Consider the following 24,325-nt stretch of genomic DNA (forward strand, 5'->3'; position numbering starts at 1 on the left):
CCATCTAACTTGCTGATTCTTTTGGTTAATTTACATCTAGTTTGCTACCAATAAAGACAAAGTGATCAGTCATTAATCGGAAAATAAAGAAATACAAAATTTTCAAAATTTTTGCTTGACTCCGCAAACTCTATCCCTAAAATACGCACCTCGTTGCATGACTTGAGCCTTGTTTACTTACGTTATGTCTGGTTTGCAGACTCTAAAAAGTCGCTAAGCATCAGAAAAGACTAGGAATTTTCTCTTGCTTGGTTTAGAATTCGCAACCTCTGGCGCGATAGCAAAGCGGTTATGCCACGGATTGCAAATCCGTTGAGGCCGGTTCGACTCCGGCTCGCGCCTCCACAAAGCTCTGTGAGCTTTGGTTGAGCTACCACTCAACTAAAAAAACACTTCCCTTAGCCCGGGTGGTGGAATAGGTAGACACAGGAGACTTAAAATCTCCCGGCCTCACGGCCGTGCCGGTTCAAGTCCGGCCCCGGGCACCACATTGACCTTCGTTATTGTTCGTAGTTGTTCGCAAACCCTTATCACTTCTAGCTTTGACCCTAAATTAGTGTTCGTTATTGTCCGCTGAGATTCGTTGCTATCCGCAGCAAAGTGGTGCTACATTTGGTGCTACCTCGGTTCAATTTAGAAATGTAGCACCATGGCGCTCACAGACACCCAAGTTCGTAAGGCTTCAGCGGCTGATAAAGATCAGTGGCTATCCGACTCTAACGGCCTCCGCTTACTCGTTAAAACCAACGGTAGTAAGTATTGGCGTCTAAAATATCGATTCCTCGGCAAACAAAAAACACTCGCTATTGGTGTTTATCCTGATATTAGTTTAAAAGATGCTCGACAATTAACGTTAAAAGCTCGTGAGCAAATAAATAACGGTATTGATCCAAGCGATCTGCGTAAGTCCGATAAATTAAATACTGTGGAAAAATCCAGTAATTTATTTTCTAAAATTGCCAAAGATTGGTGGAATCATCAAAAGGGAACTTGGAAACCAGACCACGCAAACCGCGTATTTTTAAGGTTAGAACAAAACGTCTTTCCTTTAATTGGTAACAAACCAATTACCGAAATTAAACCACAAGAAATTATTCAAATTACACGTGCTGTAGAAAGCCGTGGTGCTCCTGACGTTGCTAGTAGAACTTTGCAAGATGTTCGTCGAGTATTTCGTTATGCAGTGCAAAATAATTTAATTGAAATTAATCCCGCCGCTGATTTAACCGGTATTTTAAAAGCTCGTAAAACTGAGCACAGAGCCTCTTTACCTAGAGAAGAATTACCCGAATTTTTAAAGGCATTAGCTAATTATAAAACTAAGGGTAGATCACTCACGCAGCTTTCTATTGAATTATTAATTTTAACGTTTGTGCGTCCGGGTGAACTACGTGGTGCTCGTTGGGAAGAGTTTGATCTTGAAGAACGTATTTGGCGAATACCTGCCGAACGCATGAAAATGGGCACAGAACATCTTGTTCCATTGGCAACTCAAACCATAACAATTCTCGAAAAAATACGCGAAATATCAGGTGGTTACCCGTTGTTGTTTCCGTCAGAAAGAAACCGCGAAGTGCCCATGTCTGATAACACAATGAGACGCGCAATTTTTAAATTGGGGTACGACGGTAATCACGAAGGTAAAACAAAAGCTAATCCGCATGGCTTTAGAGCCACTGCTTCATCAATATTAAATGAAACCGGTTTTAATCCAGATGCTATCGAAAGACAGCTATCACACATGGAAAGAAACGGAGTAAGAGCCGCTTATATTCACCATGCGCGATTTTTAGAAGAACGAATAAATTTAATGCAATGGTGGGCAAATTATTTGGACAGTTTAAAAAAGCCAGGTGTGGTTGTTCCTATTTTCTCACATCGTGGTTAACGAGTTTTCAAGCCTAGGGTAGCTCCTGAAAGGGCGGGTACCCACTCGCCTTGGCTTGAATCTAATTATGGGTTCCGTAGGGGTACGGATATGTCAGATTCTGACTTTGGTTTTTATAGAAACAGATTTAAATTTAATCTTACAGAGAAAGAGTTAAACGAACTTCCCTTAATTCCGAAAGGATACCCATTAAAAATCCGTGAAGCTTTGGAAGAATTATTTAACATTATTGATTTTAAGAGCGAAGCCGAAAAAGGGTATTGGGCAAAAGATGAATTAAAAGTAATTAAATTATTAACACAAACACCGACCTTGAAAAGCTTTTATGCACATCTGAATGAATTTGATCTAGAGTCATGGGAGATTCAACGAATATTGCTAGAGGTGTTTTTGGAAACCTTTCAAGAAGTGGAGGACGAAAGAGAGAAAGAAGAAGATCTTATTCTTGCTGAAGATAATTATCATCAATCTATTGCTGAAGCTGCTTATAGATTGTTTGGTCTTCTTCAACATAATGAAAATAACCCAGAAGATTCTAAACTATCTAAATTTTTAGGGTTTTCTTTTCTACAAACAGAATTAATGGGATTAATCAGTTCTTGTACTTCTGCCAAGTGGCCTGAGTTATATTGGCACCACTTATTATCAGATTCAGATCAATATATTAATGGACTAGACCGCTATAAAAATAAAGTCCTTGATATGGCATTGAGTGATGATTTGATAACTCCAGAAACTAACAAAACTCCAACTTGGGCTGATGTTGATATACGTAGGTTCGAAGAAATGCCAGAACTATATAAGGTAATTTCTGAATTCGAACCCGACAAACCAGAAGATTTAGAGCCTCTAAATCACTTGAGTATGCACAGTTACCATTATGATAACGTAAAATTTCCTCCACCAACCAAGGCGAATACTTCTCCTTACACTTCAAAAATAAATGGTTATCAATTTATCGAAATAGCTTTAAAAAAGCTTGATGATCTCTCTCATACGGTCGGACGATTTGCTGATCCAATTAAAAAAGAAAATGGGAAAGGTTTTGTTATCGATGGTAAATGCAGGCTCTTTCTACGTAACTCTGATTGGGTCGCTATAGGGAATTTATTATTTGGAATTGAACTACAAAGAAAGTCTGTAGAGGCGGTCTTGAGGCGACACAAAAAATACAATAACAATAATGCTTAAGATAATAGGAACTTGACCCTTTGATGGTCGTTTACTCAAGTTCCTATCATCTCGATCAACCTTTCCAAATAATTAACCAACTATCTACGTAACGTTTCGATACATTTCAAAGAGGTTGGTTATGCCCGATATTACCCGAATTAATATTCTCCGCCGTGCCGATGCACTAAAGCGTTTTGGTGCTAAAAGCACTTGGTTTCACGACCGTGTTAAAGCTGGTTTACTTCCTCCTCCTGTTTCGTTGGGTGCTCGCGCTAAGGGTTGGCCAGAGCATGAGTTAGATCAGGTACTTGCCTTTATGGTGGCGGGTAAGTCTGAAGATGATATTCGTGTTTTGGTTAATCACTTGGTCGAGAAGCGTCAACAACTCACCAAAGGGGCAGCCTAATGAATAACGATTTATTTGGTATGTCTCCAGCGCAAGTATCTGCACCAACCGTGTTTAAATCTGCCGCTGAATTTAAATTACACATGCCTAATTCGGTGCTCGAAAGTGATTCATTTAAAGACGCTTTTAATCACATGGAAGCTTTCAATAAGGCTCGTACTTTTGTTGTTGCCTTTGTTTGGAGTGATCACGCATGGATCGTCTGTTACGACGATACCACCAACGAAGATATTCAAATTCCGCCTGGCCGTGTTAATTCCTTCTACCACGCAGCTCATGTTGGTAACACTTTTGTTCATGTTGAAGGGCGACCAAGACGCACTTACTCGTGCTCAAATACAGGGATTTAAGCGACACCGCAGCGCGGCAAAAACTCAATGCAGTTACGCACCCCTTACTTTTTTCGTTGCTTACTTTGCTTAGATTGCTTTTTATCACTTAACTTGTTGATATTTATAGATAAAAGTCTAAGCAAAGTAGCTTGCTTACACAAAATCGCCATTGCTTTTAAGCAATTGCAGACCACAAAAATCACCGTAATCGATGCGTTTTTAAGCGCGCTCCAGCATTTTGGCGCAGTCGTTCTTGGTTTTTATGGGGATTGGGGCGACAGGTAAACACTATGTATAATTCAGTTTTAAACCAGCTTCGTTCGGCTGGCTTGCTAGTCGATTCTTTCGAATCAGATACACGTTCTATTGTTCGCGTTAAGGTAGAAGGCGATACCGGACAAAAGCGATCCGGTTGGTATCGTGTCTTCTCAGTAATCAGTAAATCGGGTAATACCTATTACGTGGGTTCTTATGGTAACTGGAAGAATCCAGCCTTTTCGGAAAAGGGCGCCTCTATCGAATACGAAGGTAGTACGCTCAGTGATGAAGACCTTGCTGCCATTAAAGAGAAGCAGCGACAAGCTCAACAATCGGCAGATCGTGAACGCAAAGCGAAGCAACAAAACGCAGCTAAACGCGCTGCTGATATTTGGCAAAAATTACCTAAACAAGGGCGTTCCGATTATCTTAATCGTAAAAAAGTCGCCGCCTTTGAATTAGGTTTTTCGCGCGGTTCTGTGGTTATTCCGGTAAGACAGGTTAGCGGTGATTTAGTAGGTTTGCAGTTTATTGAGTCAGACGGTACCAAGAAATTCTTAACCGGCACACCCAAAGGCGGTGCTATGCACGTACTAGGTGATATCGCCCTAAGCCCGACCGTAATCATTGCAGAAGGCTACGCCACCGCCGCAAGTTTGCACATGGCCACGCAATTACCGGTTGTTATTGCTTTTGATGCAGGCAACTTGCCCAAGGTCGCCACCGTGCTACGCAAAGCTTATTCGAAGGTAACGGTAATTATTGCCGCCGATGACGACACTACCGGCATTCAATACGCGCAGAAAGCAGCAAGCCTTGCCGCTGGTTTGGTCGTTATACCAAGCTTTACCCAGTGCCCACCGTCCAACACCCAAAAAGCCTATTCAGACTTCAACGATTTACACGTGCAACTTGGACTTGAAGCCGTGGCCACGCAAATTAATACCGCTATGCAGTCTTTGCAGCAATCCAATAAAGATCACCCCAATAAAGATCACCCCAATCAACAGCACCAACAACCGCAAAACGCGGTATCAAATGCACACATTGCAGACGACAACCCACCGCCGGATGATCAACAACCAAAAGCCGGTTACGTAATTCGTGATGGTGGTGTCTATTGGGTTAATCCCGACAGCGACGACGGCGAAAGTCTATTTTGGATTTGTGGCCATCTAGAAGTGCTCGCCCTTGCGCGTACCAGTGAGCGAACCGAGTGGAGTGTTATGCTGGTCTTTCACGACCGCGACAATCAACGCTGTGAGCTGTGCATACCTATGCGCTTATTTGCGTCTGATCGTGGTGCCAAGGTGCTTGAAGAACTCTACAACCGTGGTCTGGCCGTAGACAGTCACCGAAACAGCAAAAACCGTGTTCTCGATTACCTGCAAAAAGCCTCTCGTGTTACTACCAAACGAATGCGCCTTGTTAATCGTATGGGCTGGCACGGCAGCGCTTATATGTCGCCGGTTGGTGTTATTGGTGATAGTGATGAACCCATGCATTACTACAGCGAACGCACCTGTTTAAACCGCGCCCAAATCACCGGTAGCTTACAAGGCTGGCAAGACAATATTGCCCGTTATTGCTCGGGTAATCCGGTATTAATGTTTGCGGTATCCATTGCCTTTACTGGCCCACTGTTAGAGTGGGTGGGTTATAAAACTCTAGGCTTTCACATGCTGGGTAATTCTAGCCTAGGCAAAAGCTCGTTATCGGTGGTGGCGGGTTCTGTGTGTGGTGCGCCTAATTATGTGCACACGTGGAATACCACCTCAGCGGCGTTAGAATCCACGGCATCAGCACACAGTGATTCCATTTTAATTCTTGATGAAATCAACCAAGCCGACCCTTTTAGCGTGGGCCATACAGTTTATCAATTAGGGAACGAAGAAGGTAAAGCCCGTGCAACCGATACCGGTAGCAGTACGCGCGCTCAACACAAATGGCGCTTGGTGTGGTTAAGTAACGGTGAACGGTCTTTAAAAGAAATCCAAAACCGTGTGGGTAAAATTACCGAAGCAGGGCAAGAAATGCGTTTACTGCACATTCGCGCTGATTTACACACCAACGAAAAAGAACGTGCTCACAAAGGTATTTATCAAAACCTACACGCCTTTGCTCACGGTGCTGCCTTATCAGAACACCTAAAAGCCCAAGCCGCTAAAAACCACGGCCACGCCTTTCAAGCGTTTATTCAATGGTTAACCTCTGCAACACCGGAAGACCGTCGTAAGGTTGCTTCGTTTTTGCATCGCATGGTTACTGAGTTTCAAGAACAACACCTAAGTGCAGCCGCCAGTGGGCAAGCACGACGTGCTGCTATGGGTTTTGCATTGGTGGGTGAATGCGGTGAATTAGCCACCATGCAGGGCATTACCGGATGGCAAAAAGGTGAGGCCCGTGCAGCGGCGTCGATATTATTTAAAAACTTTTTGGCCGACCGTGGTGGTGAGGGCAATGCTGAAGACCGCGCCATACTCGAACAAATCACCTTGCTACTGCAAACCAAAGCAGAATCTAACTTTACCCGTTGGGACAAAGAAGAACCGTCTGTTGATACCCATCAACCGCGTAGCATGACTCGTTGGGGATTTCGGAAAATTGAAGAAAGCCACACCTATGGTGAGCAGTCTTACAGCGAAGAAGAGCTGTATATTTTTAAAGAAGTATTCCGCAAAGAAATTTGCAAAGACCTAGACTACAAACGCGCCTGTGAACTCTTAAAAAAACGTGGTGCGCTAATTACCAGTAAAGGCAAAGGGAATCTTTACCAAAAAGTGTTACCGGGTACCGGCAGCCGTCAAACCCAAGTGTATTTTATTAAAATGTCTGCCTTGCAAGACGTATTTAACGAGCCTGAAAACAACACAGACGATAACGCTAACAACAACACTAATAACAACGATAAACCCGATAACATAGAAGGCGTTGCCTAACGTTTAATGGCCACCACGTTATCAACGTCTTGCCAATTACGGGTAAGAGCTTGCGCCATACTGCCGTCAATAATTTGCGACGGGAACACAAACCGCTCTTTATTGCGATCGTTAAACGCTTGAATATAACCGGCCAAGTACAACTCAAATTCTTGCTCGGTTAAATAGGGTTTTAATAATTCCGGTTGCATTATCCGTTGGCCTTCGGGCGTTGATACATACACCATGTGATCGGTACCAACATGACTAAAACCAATAGCCGTTACCTCTACGCTACCTAACTGCATAACTTCACCTGTATTGGTCAATTAACCTTGTGCGCCAATGGCCACCACGTTCTTAACATCGTTCCAATTACACCGTAATAATCGAGCAGCGCTACCATCAAGAATTTGCGACGGAAAAACAAACCGCTCTTTATTGCGATCGTTAAACGCTTGAATATAACCGGCCAAATACAGCTCAAATTCTTGCTCGGTTAAATAGGGTTTTAATAACTCGGGTTGTAGTTTTTGGTTACCCTCAGCACTGGTAACCGCAATTAAATTCTCTGCACCCGCCAAATTAAAATGAAACGCCGTAACCTTCACACTACCCAATTGCATGGCATCACCTGCGTATTAAATGCGTTTAAACAATTCCAAATAAATCCTACACAACCAAGGTAACACCCGGCGTAAAACTCCAATCTTGTGGTTTGTTTTTATCGTTCATCGACTGCAAATAACCGATTAAAAAAATTTTACGTGAACGATCATCCATCGATTCCAAAAACTCAGCCGGTTCTTTTACTTCTTTACCATCACCAGACTCAACAATCACAGCGCCAATCTTATTGACCAAATCAAACTGAATACCGGTTAATGCAAATTCCTTCTTGTTCATGGCTGATAACCCTTGATGATTGATAGTCTTTTTGATTATCTTTAAAATCAAATAAATTTTATTTGTAATCATATTAGTTGCAATAAAATTAAAAAGCAACTCTTTTGATTGTCTTTATCGTCAATTGAGCTGTAAATGTAATTTAAAAAGTTGGGTTGGTATTGATGATAGCTACTGGATTGCAGATAAGAATGGCCCGCTCGGGGTTAAAGATGTCGGGGAAGGAGTTGGCCGAAGCCGTTGGTGTGGGTTTATCGACCATACGAAAAGTTGAAGCTACCGACGGTTTGCCCAGCGTTCATACGACCAATCTACAGCAGATTACTAGTTACCTACTGTCCACTGGAAGGGTGCGCTTTGAAGGCGAGTCTGGGGTTTTTGTAGATCCAAAAGATTAAGCACTAAAAGGATTTCCCATGAATGCTAAACAATGCCGGATGGCTAGAGCCGGTTTGAATTGGTCTGGTAAGTTTCTAGCCGAGCAAGCTGGAGTTAGGCATGCGACGGTCTCAGCCTTTGAGAAGGGCGGAGCTGCCTTAACAACTACGGTTGATAAAATGAAACACGCTTTATTGGAAACTGGCAGGGTACGCTTTGAAGGTGATGATGGCGTGTTCGTTGACGATAAAAAGCAAGATTAGTGGCTTTAAAGATACACGGAGGTAGTTTTGGTTAATCTTGTGAGTGGTGCACAAATAAGAGCCGCGCGAGGAATACTAAGGTGGTCGATTGCTGATCTAGAAAAGAAATCCGGTGTTAGCTCAATGACCTTAAAACGTATGGAAAATGTTGATGGCGTCCCAAGCTCAAGAATTGAAAACCTACAGGCGGTTCATGATGCGTTAACTGCTAGTGGTTTGGTGCGTTTTGAAGGCGAAAACACAATATTTATAGAGCCAGAATCTAAGATTTAATACTTTAGTTTAATGCGAAAGGGAATTCATATGATCGCCACAGGACTGCAAATTAGAATGGCCAGAGCTGGCTTAAGAATGTCTGGAAAAGAACTGGCCGAAGCCGTTGGTGTGGGTTTATCGACTATAAGAAAAGTTGAAGCTACCGATGGTTTGCCCAGCGTTCATACGACCAATCTACAGCAGATTACTAGTTACCTACTGTCCACTGGCAGAGTGCGCTTTGAAGGTGATGACGGTGTATTTGTCGACGATGAAAGATAGGCCTAGTACAAAATAAACGTTACTTATTGGAATGGTAATGACTCATATGATTATATAAATCGAACCTATCTGGGAAAATAGTTTCATTATCGAGTTTAATATTAAATAGGTCAGCTCCTTCGAGGTTAGCTCCTTTTAGATTAACTCCTTTTAGGTTAACTCTCCAGAGGGTAGCTCCGTTGAAGGTAGTTCCGTTGAGGGTAGTTCCGTTGAGGGTAGCTCCATTGAGGGTAGCTCCATTGAGGGTAGCTCCTTCGAGGTTAGCTTCATTGAGGTTAGCTTCATTGAGGTTAGCTCCTTTGAGGTTAGCTCCTTTGAGGTTGGCGCCTTTGAGGTTGGCGCCTTCGAGGTTAGCTCCTTTGAGGTTAGCTTTTTCTAAATCAGCTCCCCGAAAGTTCGAATTTTCCAAATTTTGGTATGACAAATTCTGGTATGACAAATTTAAATATGCCATTGAAGATAATATACGTTTTTTTGAATTGGTATTATTGATCCGATTAATTGTTTGTTTAATGAAACTGGGGTTTTCTCTGAAATTCGCAGGAGAGACGGTTTTTGTCGATAAACTGCAAGCGTGATGAGCCACAAATAACATCTCTAAAGCATTTACAGCTTGCTTGAGCATCTCTTTAAAAGAGATGCTTTCGAGTAACTCCATGGGTAGGTCATATTGAGAAACAGTACCTAACAAATGGCTTATAGTATCTTGCGGGTTTTTATTTTCTTCAAAAGAATCCTGCGTAAATTCACCATTGAAAAACTCCAAAATAAATGTGTCAATAGGTGCTGGGCCAGTAACTTCTATCCAACGTTTTAATAACGCTTTCTCGTTTACACCATCGCTCTTTAATTTAGCGAGTGATTTCAGTTTTCTTACTAATCTTTTAGCAATTAAATATTCACCGAATGTTTTATGAGTGAATTCAAAGGTGTCTTCACCAAGAATGTTTTCATGACTTCTTGAAAAATAAAATGCGGTTAGTAATTGGCTAATATCTTTTTTTGCTGAATCCACATAAATGTTTAAATACTTGGTAATTCCTTCGGCTCCACAACGTTTATCTATTTGCGATTCTTTTGCAGTTCTGGCGTCGCCACTATGCCAAGCAACAAGTGCTATTTCCTCTAACACATGTCTATATTGATCCTCCTCTAAATGCCTTGCGCCATGATGAGTGCGTTTTGTATCCCACCGGCGCTTATAGACCTCAGAAAATAATGTATCGTAAATTTTATTGATAGTTATATTTTTGAGGTTAAAGTCATCTGACTTATAAGTAAGTGCGACTAATAAATTAAGTAACGGTTCACGCGTGATTTCGAGTAAGTTATCAGTTTTAAAATTTTGGGGTATGCCTTCATATTTACGCCCTATGGCTGAGCCGTATTTACTCCACCATAAATCTCGTTGATCCACACGTAATAAGTTGTTGGGGTCTTTAAACTGTATTTTCTCATCATTAAATTTATCGTGATATTCATTAACAATAAATGGCAATAAATACAATGTTTGGTCAAGGTGTTTAAAGTTTCTGCTAGTTGATTGAATGGCAATGTCACGTCCAGTGATTAGCACTTGCCATTGGCATGAATGATCATTAGCGTTTTCTACGTTGTTGATAACATCGTCTACAAATGCGGTTGCGGCGGCGGCGGCTGTATCACCACGTTTTGAAAGCTCATCAAGGCCATCTAAAATAAGTAATAACCGATCTTTACTTACTCTAGTATCGAGAGGGTTAGAGCCTCGGGGGAAGTAATTCAGTTTACTGGTAAAGTCTGTCACAGCATTAAAATCGTAACCTTTAAGTTTATTGATCTGGACAAATATCACCGGAATATCGGGCATATTGCGTGCAACAGTTACAGCAAACATTTTACTGGCGGATGACTTACCAGAACCCGGCCCGCCACTAATCACTTTTATGGCGTTATTCCGGTCAAATTTTTTAACCCACACCGTAAGTTCAGACGCTAAATCTACCACCTGTGGTTTTGGAGTTTTGGTGGTCTCTTGTGGATTCTCATCTTCATCTACAGAATTATCTGGTTTATCTATGTAGTAAAAAGCGCGTAATGGAACGTAAATGTGTTCTAGCGTTATGGGTTGATCAAAAATACTTTTTTGTGTCTCAGCCGCTAACCAGCCTTTGTATTGCATCCAGCCTAGTTTTAATGCTTCAGCTTCTGCAAAAGGCCCTGAAAGTGCAGTTTGAATACATTCATAGTCTTTTGCGTTAGCAGCCCAAGTTCTGCCCAGCGGAAAACTAAAGTCTGACCTTAACCGTTGAAAGAATTCGTTAGCCTTATCTTGCGACAAACCTAAGTTTGTTAACCAATTTGTGAATGCTGGCTGTAAATCGTTAAATAAAGATAAATCTTCTGGGTTAATAAAAAAGTTATAGGGTATATAAATCTCTAGTTTTTCCAATTCATCGCTAAGCGTTTTCGAAAAATCGTCTTGCTGTTTATCGTCAATGTCTTTATCGAAATCATCTTTGTACTCTACAGATAAATCATTAATCGATAAAACCAACGCTCTAAATACTAATAACCAAGCTGCGTGCTCGGTATTACCCTTAAACGAAATCCCGAATAGCGCATCCATTACATTACCAGCCACACCGAGATAATCGTTTTTAACACCAGAGAGCAGCGCTTTGCCTAACGCTTTAAAGCTATCTTTAGGCGAAATCTTTAGTTCGCGAAACAGAAAACTAGCTTGCTTTTTAGCGATAATGTTGGCTGGTGTAGGCATAGATGAGCGGTTCCTTGATGTACTGAATTCCAATGGCAAAGCCAGTTTAAGAATAAGTGATCAAAGTCTATTCTGTATCCCTCCTGTGATGGTTGCAAGTAGTAAAAACCACCAGATAAACCCACCGAGCAATACGTTAAAACGACCGAGCATTTTCAAAATCTCGGTGATTTATTGATCAAATATCCACAAAAATTTAGCCCGCAATTGCTTAAAAGCAATGGGTAAATCTTGTAAGCAACACACATTGCTTAGAGTTTTTATTATAAATATCAATAAGTTAAGTACTAAAAAGCAACCTAAGCAAAATAAGCAATTAAAAAAGTAGGGGGTGCGAAACTACCCCAGCCCCGCGCTGTTTGCTCGCTACTTGCGATGCACAAAAAACAGTCAATAGTTCAAACTTCAGCAGCACAACAAATAGCCAATAAAACATAATTCTTAAAAGACGCTCATCACCGCTATTGGCTAAATACTAATCACCGGATCTTCCCACTAACTCATCTAGCGTTATCACTCACAACACAAACAAAATCAAACAACAGAAACCAAACTACCAACTCAAGTAGCGGGGGGTAGTAAAAACTCAACAACCTTTAAGCGGACACCGCGCGTGGAGTCATTTGCGTGAAATTTTTGGTTTTTTATAAGGGGGGGGTTAAAGATACAAACACACAATAAATAAACGTACAGCCTCGATAAGTTACAGCCACACATTTCAACAAGCTTTTTATTTAATCAGTGTACAGACAAGCAGAGAGCGCATTACAACCGTGTTAATACACAACCATTCATCGAGCAGGGTACCGCCGCATACCTCCAGCTATTTTCATAGGTTCTTCCCAGCAGCGTTTAACTACGGGGGCGCAAGTCCGCGAAATTTTTACAGATGAATGCGTTCTCTAGGGGGGTTCCGGTTCCGGTTTAAATAAAGAGCTAAATAATTAATTCAATAAATACTCAATACTTAAATAAAAAGAAGGGTTGAACAGAATAGAGCAGTGAAAGAACAACAGTAGGAGAGGTAGAAACAAGCGCCAAGTAAGACTCAACTTGTCCCGATTCAATTATAGCAAACCGAAAGTGGTGCTACTTTTGGTGCTACATTTTCAAAATTGAACCGAGTATGTTTATATAAAACAATAACTTAGAGTGATATTTCAAGTCCGGCCCCGGCACCACCTTAAATATTCTTTAAATACAATAGCTTAACTAGCTACACCGTAGTAATCTGCTTTTTGATATGTTGTTTTTGGCGTCAAAAATTGATGTTAGTTGAGCACCAGGTGAACACAGAAGTTTTAAACTGAGAGTTCCGGTTCACACAGGCTTTTGCCTTAGCGAGAAGAATCTATTCTCTAAACCACCTATGTGATATTACGTTCAAGCTCATGCTCAGCCGCTATACCTCAAGAGTAAGATAAATCACCTCTTTAAAAATACTCATGTCAAGCTAATACAACCGTGTTTAGTACCGCTCTAATTTGTTTCTTGAGTGAATTTTATCAGTGGCTAAAAAGATATTTTCGGTTTAAATCCTCGTCGTTCTTTGCTTTTCGAATTCTTAATCTCTTTTAGACTCAAAGTCGATTTTCAGTAATACCGCTAAATCTGTACCGGGCGTTTTAATACAAGATTAACTTTAAAAAAGAACATAAACTCTTTGATGTTATATTTTAAATTCCACGGATTTGTAAAAGATTACATATCAATTCAATTAATGGTTTTAAAAGACAGAAAGACGCAATAAGTGCCAAATAATTTCTCACAAATAAAATTGTAAGCCCTGAGTGTTTTAGAAGAAGAATTAAATTTTAATTTACACGTCAATACAGTGTCAGGACTGACAGTAATCTTAGAGAGTATTGTATTAAAACTCGAAAACACCTTGTAAACTTCTGAGTTCGAACAGGGCATTCATCCCCACTCAAATGTTAAGTTTTTTGGGAGTAGTTATTAATGGACTTTGTTAATCTAGTTAGTCAATTTAGAAATGCTTTATTAGTTTGTATTGATGCAGATCTCCATTATATGACTAATTTACGAGATTTTGATGATTTTCCTGAAGGATGTTGCGATTTAACTTCGCATCTACTCGGTAAATTTTTAATAGATAATGGCGTTAGTGGTGTGTATTTAAAATATGTAAATTTAGCCGAGCATATTAAGAGGCCAAACAGTTTTAGTGATGTATTCGGTCATGAATGGTGTTGTATAGGTAAACATAAAGGTAGGCGGTGGCATTTAGATCTTACAGCACATCAATTTGATTTTGTTACCGATGAGATTATAATTTCTAGCGAATCTAACTCATGGCATGAGCAGTTGCTGTCGTTGGTTGAAGACAATCAAGGGGAATTCGGGGATCGCGATCCATTGCTAAATATTGCGGGGCTCAGCCAATTTTATGATGAAATACTTAAAGTGTTTTATATGCAGAGGAGCACATAATAATTGTATGTTGTATGAATCTATCTTGCCTGAATTCTTGCTGCTTCGTTTATGAAAAATTCGGTAATTCAGCGAATTAAACTAATTTTCTAGTTATCGTTAAGTAACCTGAAGTGATCAATATAAGCCGCGAAAGCTGTGAGATTATCGGGAGTATAAGTTAGGGTGGTGAGAACTCGGGCCCACCGGAGGAGTATGACGGAGAAGCTCATTTGGCAGAGCTTAAGCACCGATTTTAAATCTTTTTAGTTTCTTATTGTGTTCGTTATTATCTTTTTAATTCTCTACGGTAGTTGTTTTCTTTTCGGTATATCCTGTATCAAACCCTTTTTCTCTAAGCGCTTCGGCTATTTTTTCGGGTGAATAAAAGTTTTGTGTTTCTACTCTTAAAAATGGATGTATACCTAAAAGTGCGTGATTGACATATTGATCTCGATGATATCGAGTTTGATTTTTATGGCTGCTATCGTCCAACTCTATAACGGCTTTTATTTCTGTTTTCCAATCAGTAATTACAAAATCAATAGGTTTGTTATAGGTTTTGTTGAAGTGTTCCTTTAGCAGTGGTTTAGTTAACGCTTTCAATGAGGTTTGGCAATGAATCATGTAGCGATCACCCAATACAACTCTTAATGCTTGAAATAGTTTTTGTTTATTTTTTGAGGTTAAGTAACCTTGCTTTAAGTGCTCAATATTTGTATAAGTACTGTTATCTTTTATAACTTTATTAGTGTTGCCGTTTTTACCGTATTTTATTGCGGCTACAATTAACGCAATTAAAAGTAATGCAATTACGTAATCCATATTTAATTTCTTCAATATTGAAGGTAGAGGCGAAGGCCTATTATATTTATTGACGGATAAATAAATAGTATTCCATAAACTTTTTACAGGTTGCGGTATTTGCGGTTAATTAATGGTGGTTAATTCTCAGAGTTTGTTTGTTGCTTATGCATTAACAAAAAACGCAGCCATATGGCTGCGTTTTTTCTAAGTTATTTAAGCGCTTTTGATTTTTATGTATACATCAGTTGGCCATAAATTGGCCGCCATTGATTGAAAGGGTAGCGCCGGTTATGAAGCTATTTTGTTCATCAGCCAAAAAGCGGGCGGCTCTTGCGATGTCACCGGTATTGCCTAAACGACCAACGGGAATACGTTTTACAATTTTTTCTAATACGTCTGCAGGTACAGCGCGTACCATTTCGGTATCAATATAGCCGGGAGCAATGGCGTTAACAGTAATACCGTATTTGGCGGTTTCTAGTGCTAGAGCTTTGGTAAAACCAAGAATACCTGCTTTAGCGGCAGTGTAGTTTACTTGACCGTATTGACCAGCCTGGCCGTTAACCGAGCTAATATTAATAATGCGACCAAAACCACGCTCACGCATACCCGGTACAAGTTTATGGCAGGTGTTGTAGCACGATTTTAGATTGGTATCTAATACAGCGTTCCAGTTGTCACACGTCATTTTGGCTAATACGCCGTCGCGCGTAATACCGGCATTGTTCACAATAATGTCGATAGGGCCGAAATCAGATTCAATTTGTTGTAAACCTGATTCAACCGCGTCGTAATCCGCTACATCAAACTTAAATGCAGGAATGCCGGTACGGTCAGTAAATTCTTTTGCAGCTTGATCATTACCACCATAATTGGCAACGACTTGATGGCCCATTGATTTTAATTCTAAACAAATTGCTTCGCCGATGCCTCTAGTTCCACCTGTAACTACAGCGACTCTTCCCATGGGATATATCCTCATAAATATATTGTTTACATTGTTGTGCAACTACAGCGAGGAAGCGCTTGCACCATAGTGTTATTGGTTACCACCTCAAATCGAGGCACAGTTGTATAAGGTTGTTATTATTTTTTTATTGTATTTTTGGAGCTAAATGAAAATTTTTTGAATGAAAGCGGGCAACAATACAAACTTAAGTGTATAAGCAGAGGTATTCTGGGATGTGCTTGTTGTTCACGCCTATAAAATTTTAATTATTGTCAAACAGTACTTTGCTGTTTAGATCGATATTAACTTGGTTAAAATAAACTCATGTATTGATTTAATGAGTTGTTGAACAGAAATTTAGTTTCGCTTCTGTCTATTTTTATTTCTAACGTATTTTTATTGTGAATTCAACTTTATTTATTATGGTGATATTTGTAAGCAGTGTGATATGCGAATGTACAGATTTTAAAATTTTTTAATATTGCAGAGCTATGCTTTTAAATACGATTTTGTTTTAAATCAAAAAAAATTCTCAATTTGATTTCTCGCGTTTGTACATATTTTGCCTTACTCGATTAATTCTGCAATGCAGCAAATTTTAATTTTTAGTGATCAAAAAAACTTGTGCAGATTTACGTATATTTTTTATTTTTACAACCTCAGATTAATTTTTACTAATATAATTTCAGCATAGGATTTCTAAAAAGCAAATTATTTAATGAAATATTTGTCGTTTAAAAAACTATCACCTTAGCTTGGTTAATATGTAAACCTGTTCGATTGTTACCGTAAACGATAATCACACAATATTTTTAAGGTTGGGTATCATTTAGATACAATACCCCAAATTTAAGGTGTTCGATTATTGGTTTTTAATTCAGCCTATGTTTAAGCGTGTTTAATCAATTCTGATGGTGTGTTATTTCTCAGAACAACAATCAGTATCACTGTTGTTTGCATGAAATAATGATAAAACCATTATTACTATTTCTAGTAAATGATTATTCGAAATAACAATCAGATTCTATGCAAGTTATCACCTCACGAAACGTTAAAGTTACCTTTCGAAACAGGCCCTATAGATTTTTTCATGTGTGAACGTGTTCAGAGTTGCCTCTAAACACTATTTGCTACGCAAACACCGTGCCTTGGGGTTGTAATGTTGGCGGCGAACCCCTATAAAACAACCAATGTTTATGGGGAGTACAGAATGACAAGTCATATCATCGAGATTGATCAAAATAACGCCCAGCAGGTGTTAGTGGATGAATCGTTTCAACGTATTGTATTGGCGGATTTTTGGGCAGACTGGTGCGAGCCCTGTAAATCTTTAATGCCGGTGTTAGAGAAACTGGCAAACGAGTACGCAGGTCGTTTTTTGTTGGCAAAAATCAATGCCGACGAACATCAAATGATTGCCTCACAGTTAGGTGTGCGTAGCTTACCGACGGTATTGGTCTTTAAAGAAGGTCAACCAGTTGATGGTTTTGCCGGCTTGCAACCGGAGTCTGCAATTCGCGAGATGTTAAATAAGTATTTACCCAAATCTTGGGATTTAGACTTAGAAAAAGCACAGCAATTGATCGCAGATAACGAGATTGATCAAGCCTTAGTTTTACTGCGTCAGGCGGTTTTAGACTCTAATCAGCAGGCAAATATTTGCCTAGCCCTTGCTGATGTTTTAATTGCAACGAATCGACTCTCTGAAGCAGAAGAAGTACTCGCGCAAATTAAAATGGTCGATCAAGATGAGATTTATAAATCGCTGTTGGCTAAGTTAGAACTTGCCAAAGAGTCGGCCGTTTCTCCTGAATTAACTGCACTTCAACAGCAAGCAGAAAATAATCCAGAAGATCATCATATTCAATTGCAGCTTGCGGTACAGTACAACCAAAGCAATATGCATGAGAAAGCATTAGAAATTTTATTGAATATTCTCCGCAAGGATATGAACTTCGAAGAAGGCGCCGCTAAAAAATTCTATTTAGATATTTTAGCGACACTCGGCAAAGGAGATCCATTGGCGGTTCAATATCAACGTAAGTTTTATACGTTACTTTATTAATTAACGGTAACTCATATCTAAAATTAATGCTTAACGTCGGTTTAGTAGGCGTTAATAACTCGTCAGTTAGTAAATAATGCAGAGACTCAACTCTTGTTGAATCTCTGCATTTAATTTTTTGCAGTTTTATTATTTGTGATTAAAACGCGTTAAACACTTTAGGAACGAAAGTTTTCTTGTGTATTAATTGCACATTTTCCATTCAAAATTTAGTAGTGTGTTTATTTTTAGTGCATGCATATCTACAGCAAATACCGGTAGTGGTTTGCACCGGATTTCTCTTTGCCAATAAATTAAGAAAAACTCCGATTAAACTGAGTCTTTAGCAACATGAAGATGAGTGTTCTGATTAAATCAAGAATGCGTTAATCGGAAATTCCTCAGATCCTTGAGCCGTCATCTGCAAATACTTGTTCCATTGTTTGCAAATAATAGCCGCTTGCTATTTTACTGATACCCTTTGGCTTGCAGTTTAAATAAATGTGCGTAGGTGTTGTTTTTTGCGAGCAGTTCTTCGTGGCTGCCTTGCTCGATGATTTCGCCATTATCAACGACCAAAATATGATCGGCTGTGCGCACGGTTGAAAAGCGGTGGGATATAAAAATCGCAATTCTATTTTCTGTGTGTGATTTAAATTGCGAAAATATTTCTGCTTCGGCTTTTGCATCCATAGCGGATGTCGGCTCGTCTAAGATTAAGATATCTGCCTCAGGTTTTATAAACACGCGTGATAGGGCAATTTTTTGCCATTGTCCACCGGAGAGTTCCTGTCCGTCTTTAAACCATTTACCCAGTTGGGTGTGATATCCGTTCTGAAGGTTATTAATGAACTTGTCGGCCAAACCTTTTTCGGCGGCTCGTACCCAGGCTTGTTCGTCATCAAATCGAGCAATATTACCTGCACCTAGATTTTCACCCACTAAAAACTGATAACGCATAAAATCTTGGAAAATTACGCTAAATCTTTGGTGCAGTGCCGAAGGTTCCCAACTTGAAAGCGGTGTACCGTCCAGCGTAATGACACCTTCGGTGGGTTGATAAAGGTTTGTTAATAATTTAATGAGTGTAGTTTTACCGGAACCATTTTCACCAACAATCGCAAGTTTTTGTCCGGGTTTAATATGTAGATTGATGTTTTTTAAGGTTGCAAATTTAGCGTTGGGATAGGTGAAGGAAACATTATTAAAGCGCACTCCGTCACCGGGAGTTTTGCCGAAGGTAGCGGTTCCATGGTCTGAATCAACCGGTTGATCTAGGTACTCAAATAGGTTTGACAGATATAAGTTATCTTCATACATGCCGCTGATGGCGGTTAAAGAAGCACTAACGGCAGATTGTCCTTGTTTAAAAACCAACAAGTACATGGTCATTTCACCCAAACTGATCGTTCCGTAAATTGCGGCTAGAGCAATCCAAATATAAACGGCATAAAAAGCAATAGAACCCAGCAAGCCGAGCAACCAACCCCAAGTATCTCGTCTGATGGTGAGCTTTTTGTCTTCTAAATAAATTTTGTCAAAAATAGCCTGGTAACGATTGAGTAATCTTGGCCCCAGGTTAAAAACCTTAACTTCTTTGGCACTGTCTTCTCGGCCAAGTAGCGTCTCTAGATACAAACGTTGGCGAGTCTCTGGGGCGCGCCAGCGAAATAGACGAAAGGCCTCACCAGAAAATTTGGCCTCTGAAATAAAAACCGGAAAAGAGCCAATGAATAAAACCAGCAACGCCCAAAAAGAAAATTGCCACAGTATTACCGCGTAGCTTACAAGCGAAATGGCGTTTTGCATTAAACCAAATAATTTATTAATTAAAGCTAGCGGCCTTACCGAGGCTTCTCTGCGTGCGCGGGTTAATTTGTCGTAAAACTCCGAGTCTTCAAATTGGGTTAATGACAGTGTTAATGCTTTTTCTAAAATCATGACATTAACTTTTTCGCCCAGCTGCGCGCGCAATAGTGATTGGCAAACTGAAATTCCACGCTGCACAGCGGCAAGAACAATCACCAGTATCGCCTCTAATACCACCCAAAAGAGCGCGGTATTCTGCGGCTCGGTAACATCGGTATTGCCTTGTTGGTGTAGATTAGCAGCAAGTACTACCGAATCGACAATGTATTGCCCAAGTATTGCAATAGCTGCCGGTAAAAATCCGGCGATAAGTGTCGCCACCGCAAAGGCTATCGTGAGCGGTTTTGAGGTTAACCAAACCAGTTTTAATGCTTGCGGGCTGTATTGGAATGCGCCGCTGAAATTTTTAAGATTTAAACTATGCGGCTGGGGCTCGTTTTGTGTCTTCACAGTAACTCGATGTTTTCTTGTAGGTTTCTAGCTTTTTAAAGCAGTTATCGCTAATTATACCTGTAAAAGTAAGGCTGGCTTGTGCAAATCGGAGAATACGTGGTTTTGGCGTTCAATCGCGGGTGATAATTTCCGTGCACCTTTCATCTAGTGTCACGTAGTGGTCATTGAGTTGCTTATTGACATAAATAACGAACACTGGAATTTGATTTCTTCAAATTGCGTTTATCTTGCAGGCTAGGGCACAAACTCCTATTATCGCTGGCCCAAAATGTACCTGTGTATTTATGAGGCAAGACAGCCATGCAAAAGCCTGATGTAAAACCGAATAACCCACATTTTAGTTCTGGTCCGTGCAGTAAACGACCTGGTTATTCTGTGTCCAACTTGGATTTGACCACGCTTGGGCGATCTCACCGTGGCTCGGTCGGCAAGCCTGCATTGGCGAAAGCTTGTTCTCAAACCGCGGAAATTTTGCGTTTACCGCCGGGCTACCGCGTAGGTGTTGTACCGGCTTCGGATACCGGCGCCGTTGAAATGGCACTGTGGAGTTTGTTAGGTGCCCGTGGCGTCGATGTTTTAGCGTGGGAATCTTTTGGTTCTACATGGGTTAGCGATATTACCAAGCAACTTAAGCTAGATGACGTTCGTGTTTTAGAAGCCGATTACGGCAAGTTACCCGATCTAGAATCGGTTAACTTTGATAATGATGTTGTCTTCACGTGGAATGGCACAACTTCAGGTGTTTGCGTTCCTAACGGCGACTGGATTGCCGATAATCGTGAAGGTTTAACCATTTGCGATGCGACCTCTGCGGTTTTTGCCATGGACTTACCCTGGGAAAAACTCGATGTCGTTACTTTTTCATGGCAGAAAGTGCTTGGCGGCGAGGGTGCCCACGGCATGCTAGTGCTTGGCCCAAGAGCGGTAGAGCGATTAGAAAGCTACACCCCGTCTTGGCCAATGCCGAAGATTTTCCGCTTAACCAAAGGCGGTAAATTAATGGAAGAGGTATTTGAGGGCTCTACAATTAATACACCTTCAATGCTGTGTGTTGCAGATTACCTAGATGCATTGAACTGGTCTGAGTCGATCGGTGGTATTGATGCATTAATTGCCAAAAGCCAAGAAAACCTGAGTGTTATTAAAGAGTTTGTTGCTGCCAACGAGTGGATAAACTTTTTGGCTGAAAAACCAGAGACTATTTCGAGTACCAGTATTTGTTTAACCTTAGATGCAACGGAAGCACAGTTAAAATCTATGGTGAAATTACTTGAAAACGAAGCCGTAGCTTACGACATTGCTTCTTATCGTGATGCACCTGCTGGTTTAAGAATATGGGGCGGGGCGACGGTTGAATCGTCAGATTTAAAAGCTTTGTTGCCTTGGTTGAGCTGGGCCTATCAAGAAGTCACCGGCAATTAAGGTAGATTTTTCAGTAAAAATAACTCAGTTTAAGTTATCTGGGTCGCTAGAAACTGGCTCAGATAACTTTCATTCAAAAAAGCTTCTACGTTGCACGTTAACACGCCTGTCTTTCTGTTATTGATTAACACATCTGTTTTCTTTTAATTGCAAACATTAAATAATTCTAAACATCATATCTCGATAACCATTTGTCTTTTCGTTTAATAAACACAATTGTGTTTTATTTTTAAAGACAAATGCTTGTATGCCGAATCTCTTTAGAAGTCTTTGATTAACTCTTCCATAATTTAATTAGAGGGCATAAATTAAAAAATGTGATTTCCAACCTTCTTACAATTTCAATTATTTGGGTATATTGAAGCTGGCGACAAATTCTTGTGCGCAAAAAAGCTCTGGATTCATCTGAGCTTTTTATAAATTGCCTATAAAGTGCCAGTAAATTGAGTTTGCGCACTTAAACGCAACCTAGAATTCATAAAGCTGCCATGATTCTGAAACTTTGTGCCATTAATTTGGTCATATAGCAGCCTTGTAGCCGCTTTTCGGCTACCGATAAATACAGACAGATAAATACAAGAGAATAAAAATGGAAGATTATATAGAAGAGTTATTAGAAGAAACTTTTTTTGACGAAGAAGAGTTTTCACTCGACAGTGACGAAATGTAAATTTACGCAACACAGCGAATTTGTTATTTTGCAGTTACGTCTCGACCACGTTTAAAATCCCTCCCAGTTTCAACATTAGCCTTTGGCAATGTTTGAATTCATAAGACGCTAGGGAAAGTATTAAAGGCTGTGCTAAATTCTCTTTTTGGCACATAGCTTTTTCTTTTCTTAGATCATGCAATTATAGAAGCCAATTTTGAGTAGACGTTATCAGTGCCTTTGAGCTTATTAAGTGTGGCTGGATCGAAATTTTTCACTACAATAGGTAGAGAAATCCGTTACATTACGTTTTGTAATATACCTAATGAAGTGTGAAGTACTCTAAAAAATCACCAATAACGGCCATTCATATCACCTAAAATCTCAGGATCTTTGCACCATCTCACAGATAGTCGATGTTTTTATTTAATCTTCAGTAATATAATTTTAACTAACGAGCCTATAAGTTAGGCGTATTACAGCATTTAGGTGACACATGGTTTCAAGCGACAGTGATCAAGCTCAAGCGGTTGTTTTTATAAACAACAATCACATCGAGCGCGAAATGCTGTATTCAGAGTTTGAAGCTGTTTTAGATTCGTTCATTCCATTGCCAGAATTGGCCGGCCGCAACGCTACTGCGGTTTATCTGCAAATTAACAAACAGTTGATGGTTGAGTCGGCGGTGTTTTTCCGAATCAACTTCAATTTGGACGGCTTTCCAGACAAGACTTGGAATGTCCCTCTTATGCAACTAGCGTCTATAGCGGCGAGAGGCCCTAACTTGGGTGCCGGTCCAATCAAACTGGCTTGCTATACCCAATGCCCAATCGCAAATGCTAAACACAAACTCTGGGACCCAGAAATGGCTCCTGGTGTTAATCATTTTGCCGCTATCAAGAAGGTAGTGGCACGCAATCGCCTGTCTTTACCTTACGAAGCACCACCAAGCCAGCACGATTACAACTCTGAAGACCATATTCCAACGCTGAATATCATCGAAGAACGACGTTTTGAAAAAGCGCGTATTCTTGAAATCGAAGACGAAGTTCGAGCAAAGTACCAACAGAGTTTTCGTAATCGTCTAGCCGACACCCTAAAGAAACAGCGTTTGCAATTGGCGACTTTACGCAACAAGCATCGACAAAAGCTTGATCAGGTTCAGTTAGAGCACAAATACGAAGTAGAGCGCTTAAACAACAAAGTAGCATTGTTAGAGCAATCTTTAGCCGACGAAAAGCTCATGGTTTCTGAGCTGCAAAACGAACTTGAACAGCAAATTCGAAAAATGGGGCACATTCGTGAATATTTTGAAGAAAAACTCAAAAGTTTGCGTAATGTCGGTGAGGAACAGTTCGCCATCTTGCATCAACGTCATGAAAACGAAGTTGAGTCACGCATCAGTGAGGCGACCGATGCCCTGAACGAACAGCTGCAAATGCGCGATATTGAATTGATGTACTTAACGGAACATCAAAAAAATCTTGCTGAAGAAGTCTCCCAACTTCAAGAAGAAAATAACCAATTAAAAGAAAACACCAGTGATAAGTTTCTTGCAAAGTTAAGTGCGGCCGGAATTAGCTTTGCGGCTTATCAATCGGGAATTGGTCATATTAATATCGATAAAAACGAGCTTTTAGATTACATACAAGACCCAGAATTATTTGCCGCGCAAAAGTCCGGCGTCTCTGTATCAACTTACAAGTCTTGGTTAGGTCATTTTAAAAGCCCAACCTGTCAGGCTTTAAAAAGAGACGGTAGTATTTGCGGTTGTCAAATTAATCGTGTGACATCACCCGTGGAATTCCACCCCGGTGAGAGTGATCGCTGTGAAGAACACAGCCAGTCTAATGTTATAAAGTTTAATCGAGCTTAGCTTTTGTAG

20 protein-coding genes and 2 tRNA genes are annotated in these 24,325 nt (G+C 40.3%); 15 read left to right on the top strand and 7 right to left on the bottom strand.

What is annotated here, in order from left to right:
* Nucleotides 1–271: 271 nt before the first annotated feature.
* From ACYQ2C_RS12940 to ACYQ2C_RS12970, 7 genes are all read left to right on the top strand, one after another.
* Nucleotides 272–345 (top strand) — tRNA-Cys (locus tag ACYQ2C_RS12940).
* 56 nt (nucleotides 346–401) lie between these two features.
* Nucleotides 402–488, top strand: a tRNA-Leu gene (locus ACYQ2C_RS12945).
* A 161-nt stretch (nucleotides 489–649) separates the two neighbouring features.
* Nucleotides 650–1,888: a tyrosine-type recombinase/integrase gene (locus tag ACYQ2C_RS12950; protein WP_460103166.1), complete on the top strand. Its 1,239-nt coding sequence runs from the start codon at nucleotides 650–652 to the stop codon at nucleotides 1,886–1,888.
* 90 nt (nucleotides 1,889–1,978) lie between these two features.
* Nucleotides 1,979–3,079, top strand: a complete 1,101-nt coding sequence (locus ACYQ2C_RS12955) for a hypothetical protein (RefSeq protein WP_460103168.1) — start codon at nucleotides 1,979–1,981, stop codon at nucleotides 3,077–3,079.
* A 121-nt stretch (nucleotides 3,080–3,200) separates the two neighbouring features.
* Nucleotides 3,201–3,467 (top strand): helix-turn-helix transcriptional regulator, encoded by a 267-nt coding sequence (locus tag ACYQ2C_RS12960; RefSeq protein WP_460103170.1) that lies wholly within the window; start codon nucleotides 3,201–3,203, stop codon nucleotides 3,465–3,467.
* Nucleotides 3,467–3,817, top strand: a complete 351-nt coding sequence (locus ACYQ2C_RS12965; RefSeq protein WP_460103172.1) for a hypothetical protein — start codon at nucleotides 3,467–3,469, stop codon at nucleotides 3,815–3,817. Before ACYQ2C_RS12960 ends, ACYQ2C_RS12965 begins: the two co-directional genes overlap by 1 nt.
* Before the next feature lie 272 nt (nucleotides 3,818–4,089).
* Nucleotides 4,090–6,996 carry a DUF927 domain-containing protein gene (locus ACYQ2C_RS12970; RefSeq protein ID WP_460103174.1) on the top strand — a complete coding sequence of 969 codons (2,907 nt, stop codon included), beginning with the start codon at nucleotides 4,090–4,092 and terminating at the stop codon, nucleotides 6,994–6,996.
* Here the strand turns inward: ACYQ2C_RS12970 and ACYQ2C_RS12975 are convergent.
* The 3 genes from ACYQ2C_RS12975 to ACYQ2C_RS12985 are packed head-to-tail and all read right to left on the bottom strand — an operon-like array spanning nucleotide 6,993 to nucleotide 7,881.
* Nucleotides 6,993–7,283, bottom strand: coding sequence for a hypothetical protein (locus ACYQ2C_RS12975; RefSeq protein WP_460103176.1), 291 nt, complete (start codon nucleotides 7,281–7,283; stop codon nucleotides 6,993–6,995). The two genes, ACYQ2C_RS12970 and ACYQ2C_RS12975, sit on opposite strands and share 4 nt — an antisense overlap.
* Nucleotides 7,284–7,304: 21 nt before the next feature.
* Entirely contained in the window at nucleotides 7,305–7,601 is a 297-nt protein-coding gene (locus ACYQ2C_RS12980; protein WP_460103178.1) for a hypothetical protein, read from the bottom strand.
* A 46-nt stretch (nucleotides 7,602–7,647) separates the two neighbouring features.
* A complete protein-coding gene (locus ACYQ2C_RS12985; protein ID WP_460103180.1) occupies nucleotides 7,648–7,881 on the bottom strand; it encodes a hypothetical protein in 234 nt (77 codons plus the stop codon).
* A gap of 212 nt (nucleotides 7,882–8,093) precedes the next feature.
* On the opposite strand from ACYQ2C_RS12985, the gene ACYQ2C_RS12990 reads away from it, so the two are divergent.
* Genes ACYQ2C_RS12990 through ACYQ2C_RS13005 form a run of 4 tightly spaced genes read left to right on the top strand, consistent with a single transcriptional unit; the run spans nucleotide 8,094 to nucleotide 9,059 of the window.
* Nucleotides 8,094–8,279: a helix-turn-helix domain-containing protein gene (locus tag ACYQ2C_RS12990; RefSeq protein ID WP_460103182.1), complete on the top strand. Its 186-nt coding sequence runs from the start codon at nucleotides 8,094–8,096 to the stop codon at nucleotides 8,277–8,279.
* A gap of 18 nt (nucleotides 8,280–8,297) precedes the next feature.
* Nucleotides 8,298–8,522 (top strand): helix-turn-helix domain-containing protein, encoded by a 225-nt coding sequence (locus ACYQ2C_RS12995; RefSeq protein WP_460103184.1) that lies wholly within the window; start codon nucleotides 8,298–8,300, stop codon nucleotides 8,520–8,522.
* A 27-nt stretch (nucleotides 8,523–8,549) separates the two neighbouring features.
* The gene (locus ACYQ2C_RS13000) at nucleotides 8,550–8,795 is read left to right on the top strand and encodes a helix-turn-helix domain-containing protein (RefSeq protein ID WP_460103186.1); all 246 of its coding nucleotides are present in this window, start codon (nucleotides 8,550–8,552) and stop codon (nucleotides 8,793–8,795) included.
* A 30-nt stretch (nucleotides 8,796–8,825) separates the two neighbouring features.
* Nucleotides 8,826–9,059 carry a helix-turn-helix domain-containing protein gene (locus tag ACYQ2C_RS13005; protein ID WP_460103189.1) on the top strand — a complete coding sequence of 78 codons (234 nt, stop codon included), beginning with the start codon at nucleotides 8,826–8,828 and terminating at the stop codon, nucleotides 9,057–9,059.
* 19 nt (nucleotides 9,060–9,078) lie between these two features.
* Here the strand turns inward: ACYQ2C_RS13005 and ACYQ2C_RS13010 are convergent, their stop codons facing one another.
* Complete coding sequence (locus ACYQ2C_RS13010; protein WP_460103192.1) at nucleotides 9,079–11,817, bottom strand: pentapeptide repeat-containing protein; 2,739 nt, start codon at nucleotides 11,815–11,817, stop codon at nucleotides 9,079–9,081.
* Nucleotides 11,818–13,776: 1,959 nt separating this feature from the next.
* Here ACYQ2C_RS13010 and ACYQ2C_RS13015 point away from each other — a divergent pair.
* Entirely contained in the window at nucleotides 13,777–14,268 is a 492-nt protein-coding gene (locus ACYQ2C_RS13015; protein WP_460103195.1) for a hypothetical protein, read from the top strand.
* 276 nt (nucleotides 14,269–14,544) lie between these two features.
* Here ACYQ2C_RS13015 and ACYQ2C_RS13020 read toward each other — a convergent pair whose 3' ends face one another.
* The gene (locus tag ACYQ2C_RS13020) at nucleotides 14,545–15,072 is read right to left on the bottom strand and encodes a DUF2726 domain-containing protein (RefSeq protein WP_460103198.1); all 528 of its coding nucleotides are present in this window, start codon (nucleotides 15,070–15,072) and stop codon (nucleotides 14,545–14,547) included.
* A 223-nt stretch (nucleotides 15,073–15,295) separates the two neighbouring features.
* Entirely contained in the window at nucleotides 15,296–16,021 is a 726-nt protein-coding gene (phbB, locus tag ACYQ2C_RS13025; RefSeq protein ID WP_460049386.1) for an acetoacetyl-CoA reductase, read from the bottom strand.
* 1,192 nt (nucleotides 16,022–17,213) lie between these two features.
* Between phbB and trxA the strand changes: the two genes are divergently transcribed.
* Nucleotides 17,214–18,068: a thioredoxin gene (trxA, locus tag ACYQ2C_RS13030; RefSeq protein WP_460103200.1), complete on the top strand. Its 855-nt coding sequence runs from the start codon at nucleotides 17,214–17,216 to the stop codon at nucleotides 18,066–18,068.
* A 447-nt stretch (nucleotides 18,069–18,515) separates the two neighbouring features.
* Here the strand turns inward: trxA and ACYQ2C_RS13035 are convergent, their stop codons facing one another.
* Nucleotides 18,516–20,366, bottom strand: a complete 1,851-nt coding sequence (locus ACYQ2C_RS13035; protein ID WP_460103202.1) for an ABC transporter ATP-binding protein — start codon at nucleotides 20,364–20,366, stop codon at nucleotides 18,516–18,518.
* A 303-nt stretch (nucleotides 20,367–20,669) separates the two neighbouring features.
* Here ACYQ2C_RS13035 and ACYQ2C_RS13040 point away from each other — a divergent pair, with 303 nt between their 5' ends.
* Nucleotides 20,670–21,791 (top strand): phosphoserine transaminase, encoded by a 1,122-nt coding sequence (locus tag ACYQ2C_RS13040; RefSeq protein ID WP_460103205.1) that lies wholly within the window; start codon nucleotides 20,670–20,672, stop codon nucleotides 21,789–21,791.
* Nucleotides 21,792–22,936: 1,145 nt separating this feature from the next.
* Nucleotides 22,937–24,316 carry a hypothetical protein gene (locus ACYQ2C_RS13045; RefSeq protein ID WP_460103208.1) on the top strand — a complete coding sequence of 460 codons (1,380 nt, stop codon included), beginning with the start codon at nucleotides 22,937–22,939 and terminating at the stop codon, nucleotides 24,314–24,316.
* Nucleotides 24,317–24,325: the final 9 nt, after the last annotated feature.

The organism is Sessilibacter sp. MAH3, assembly GCF_054658275.1.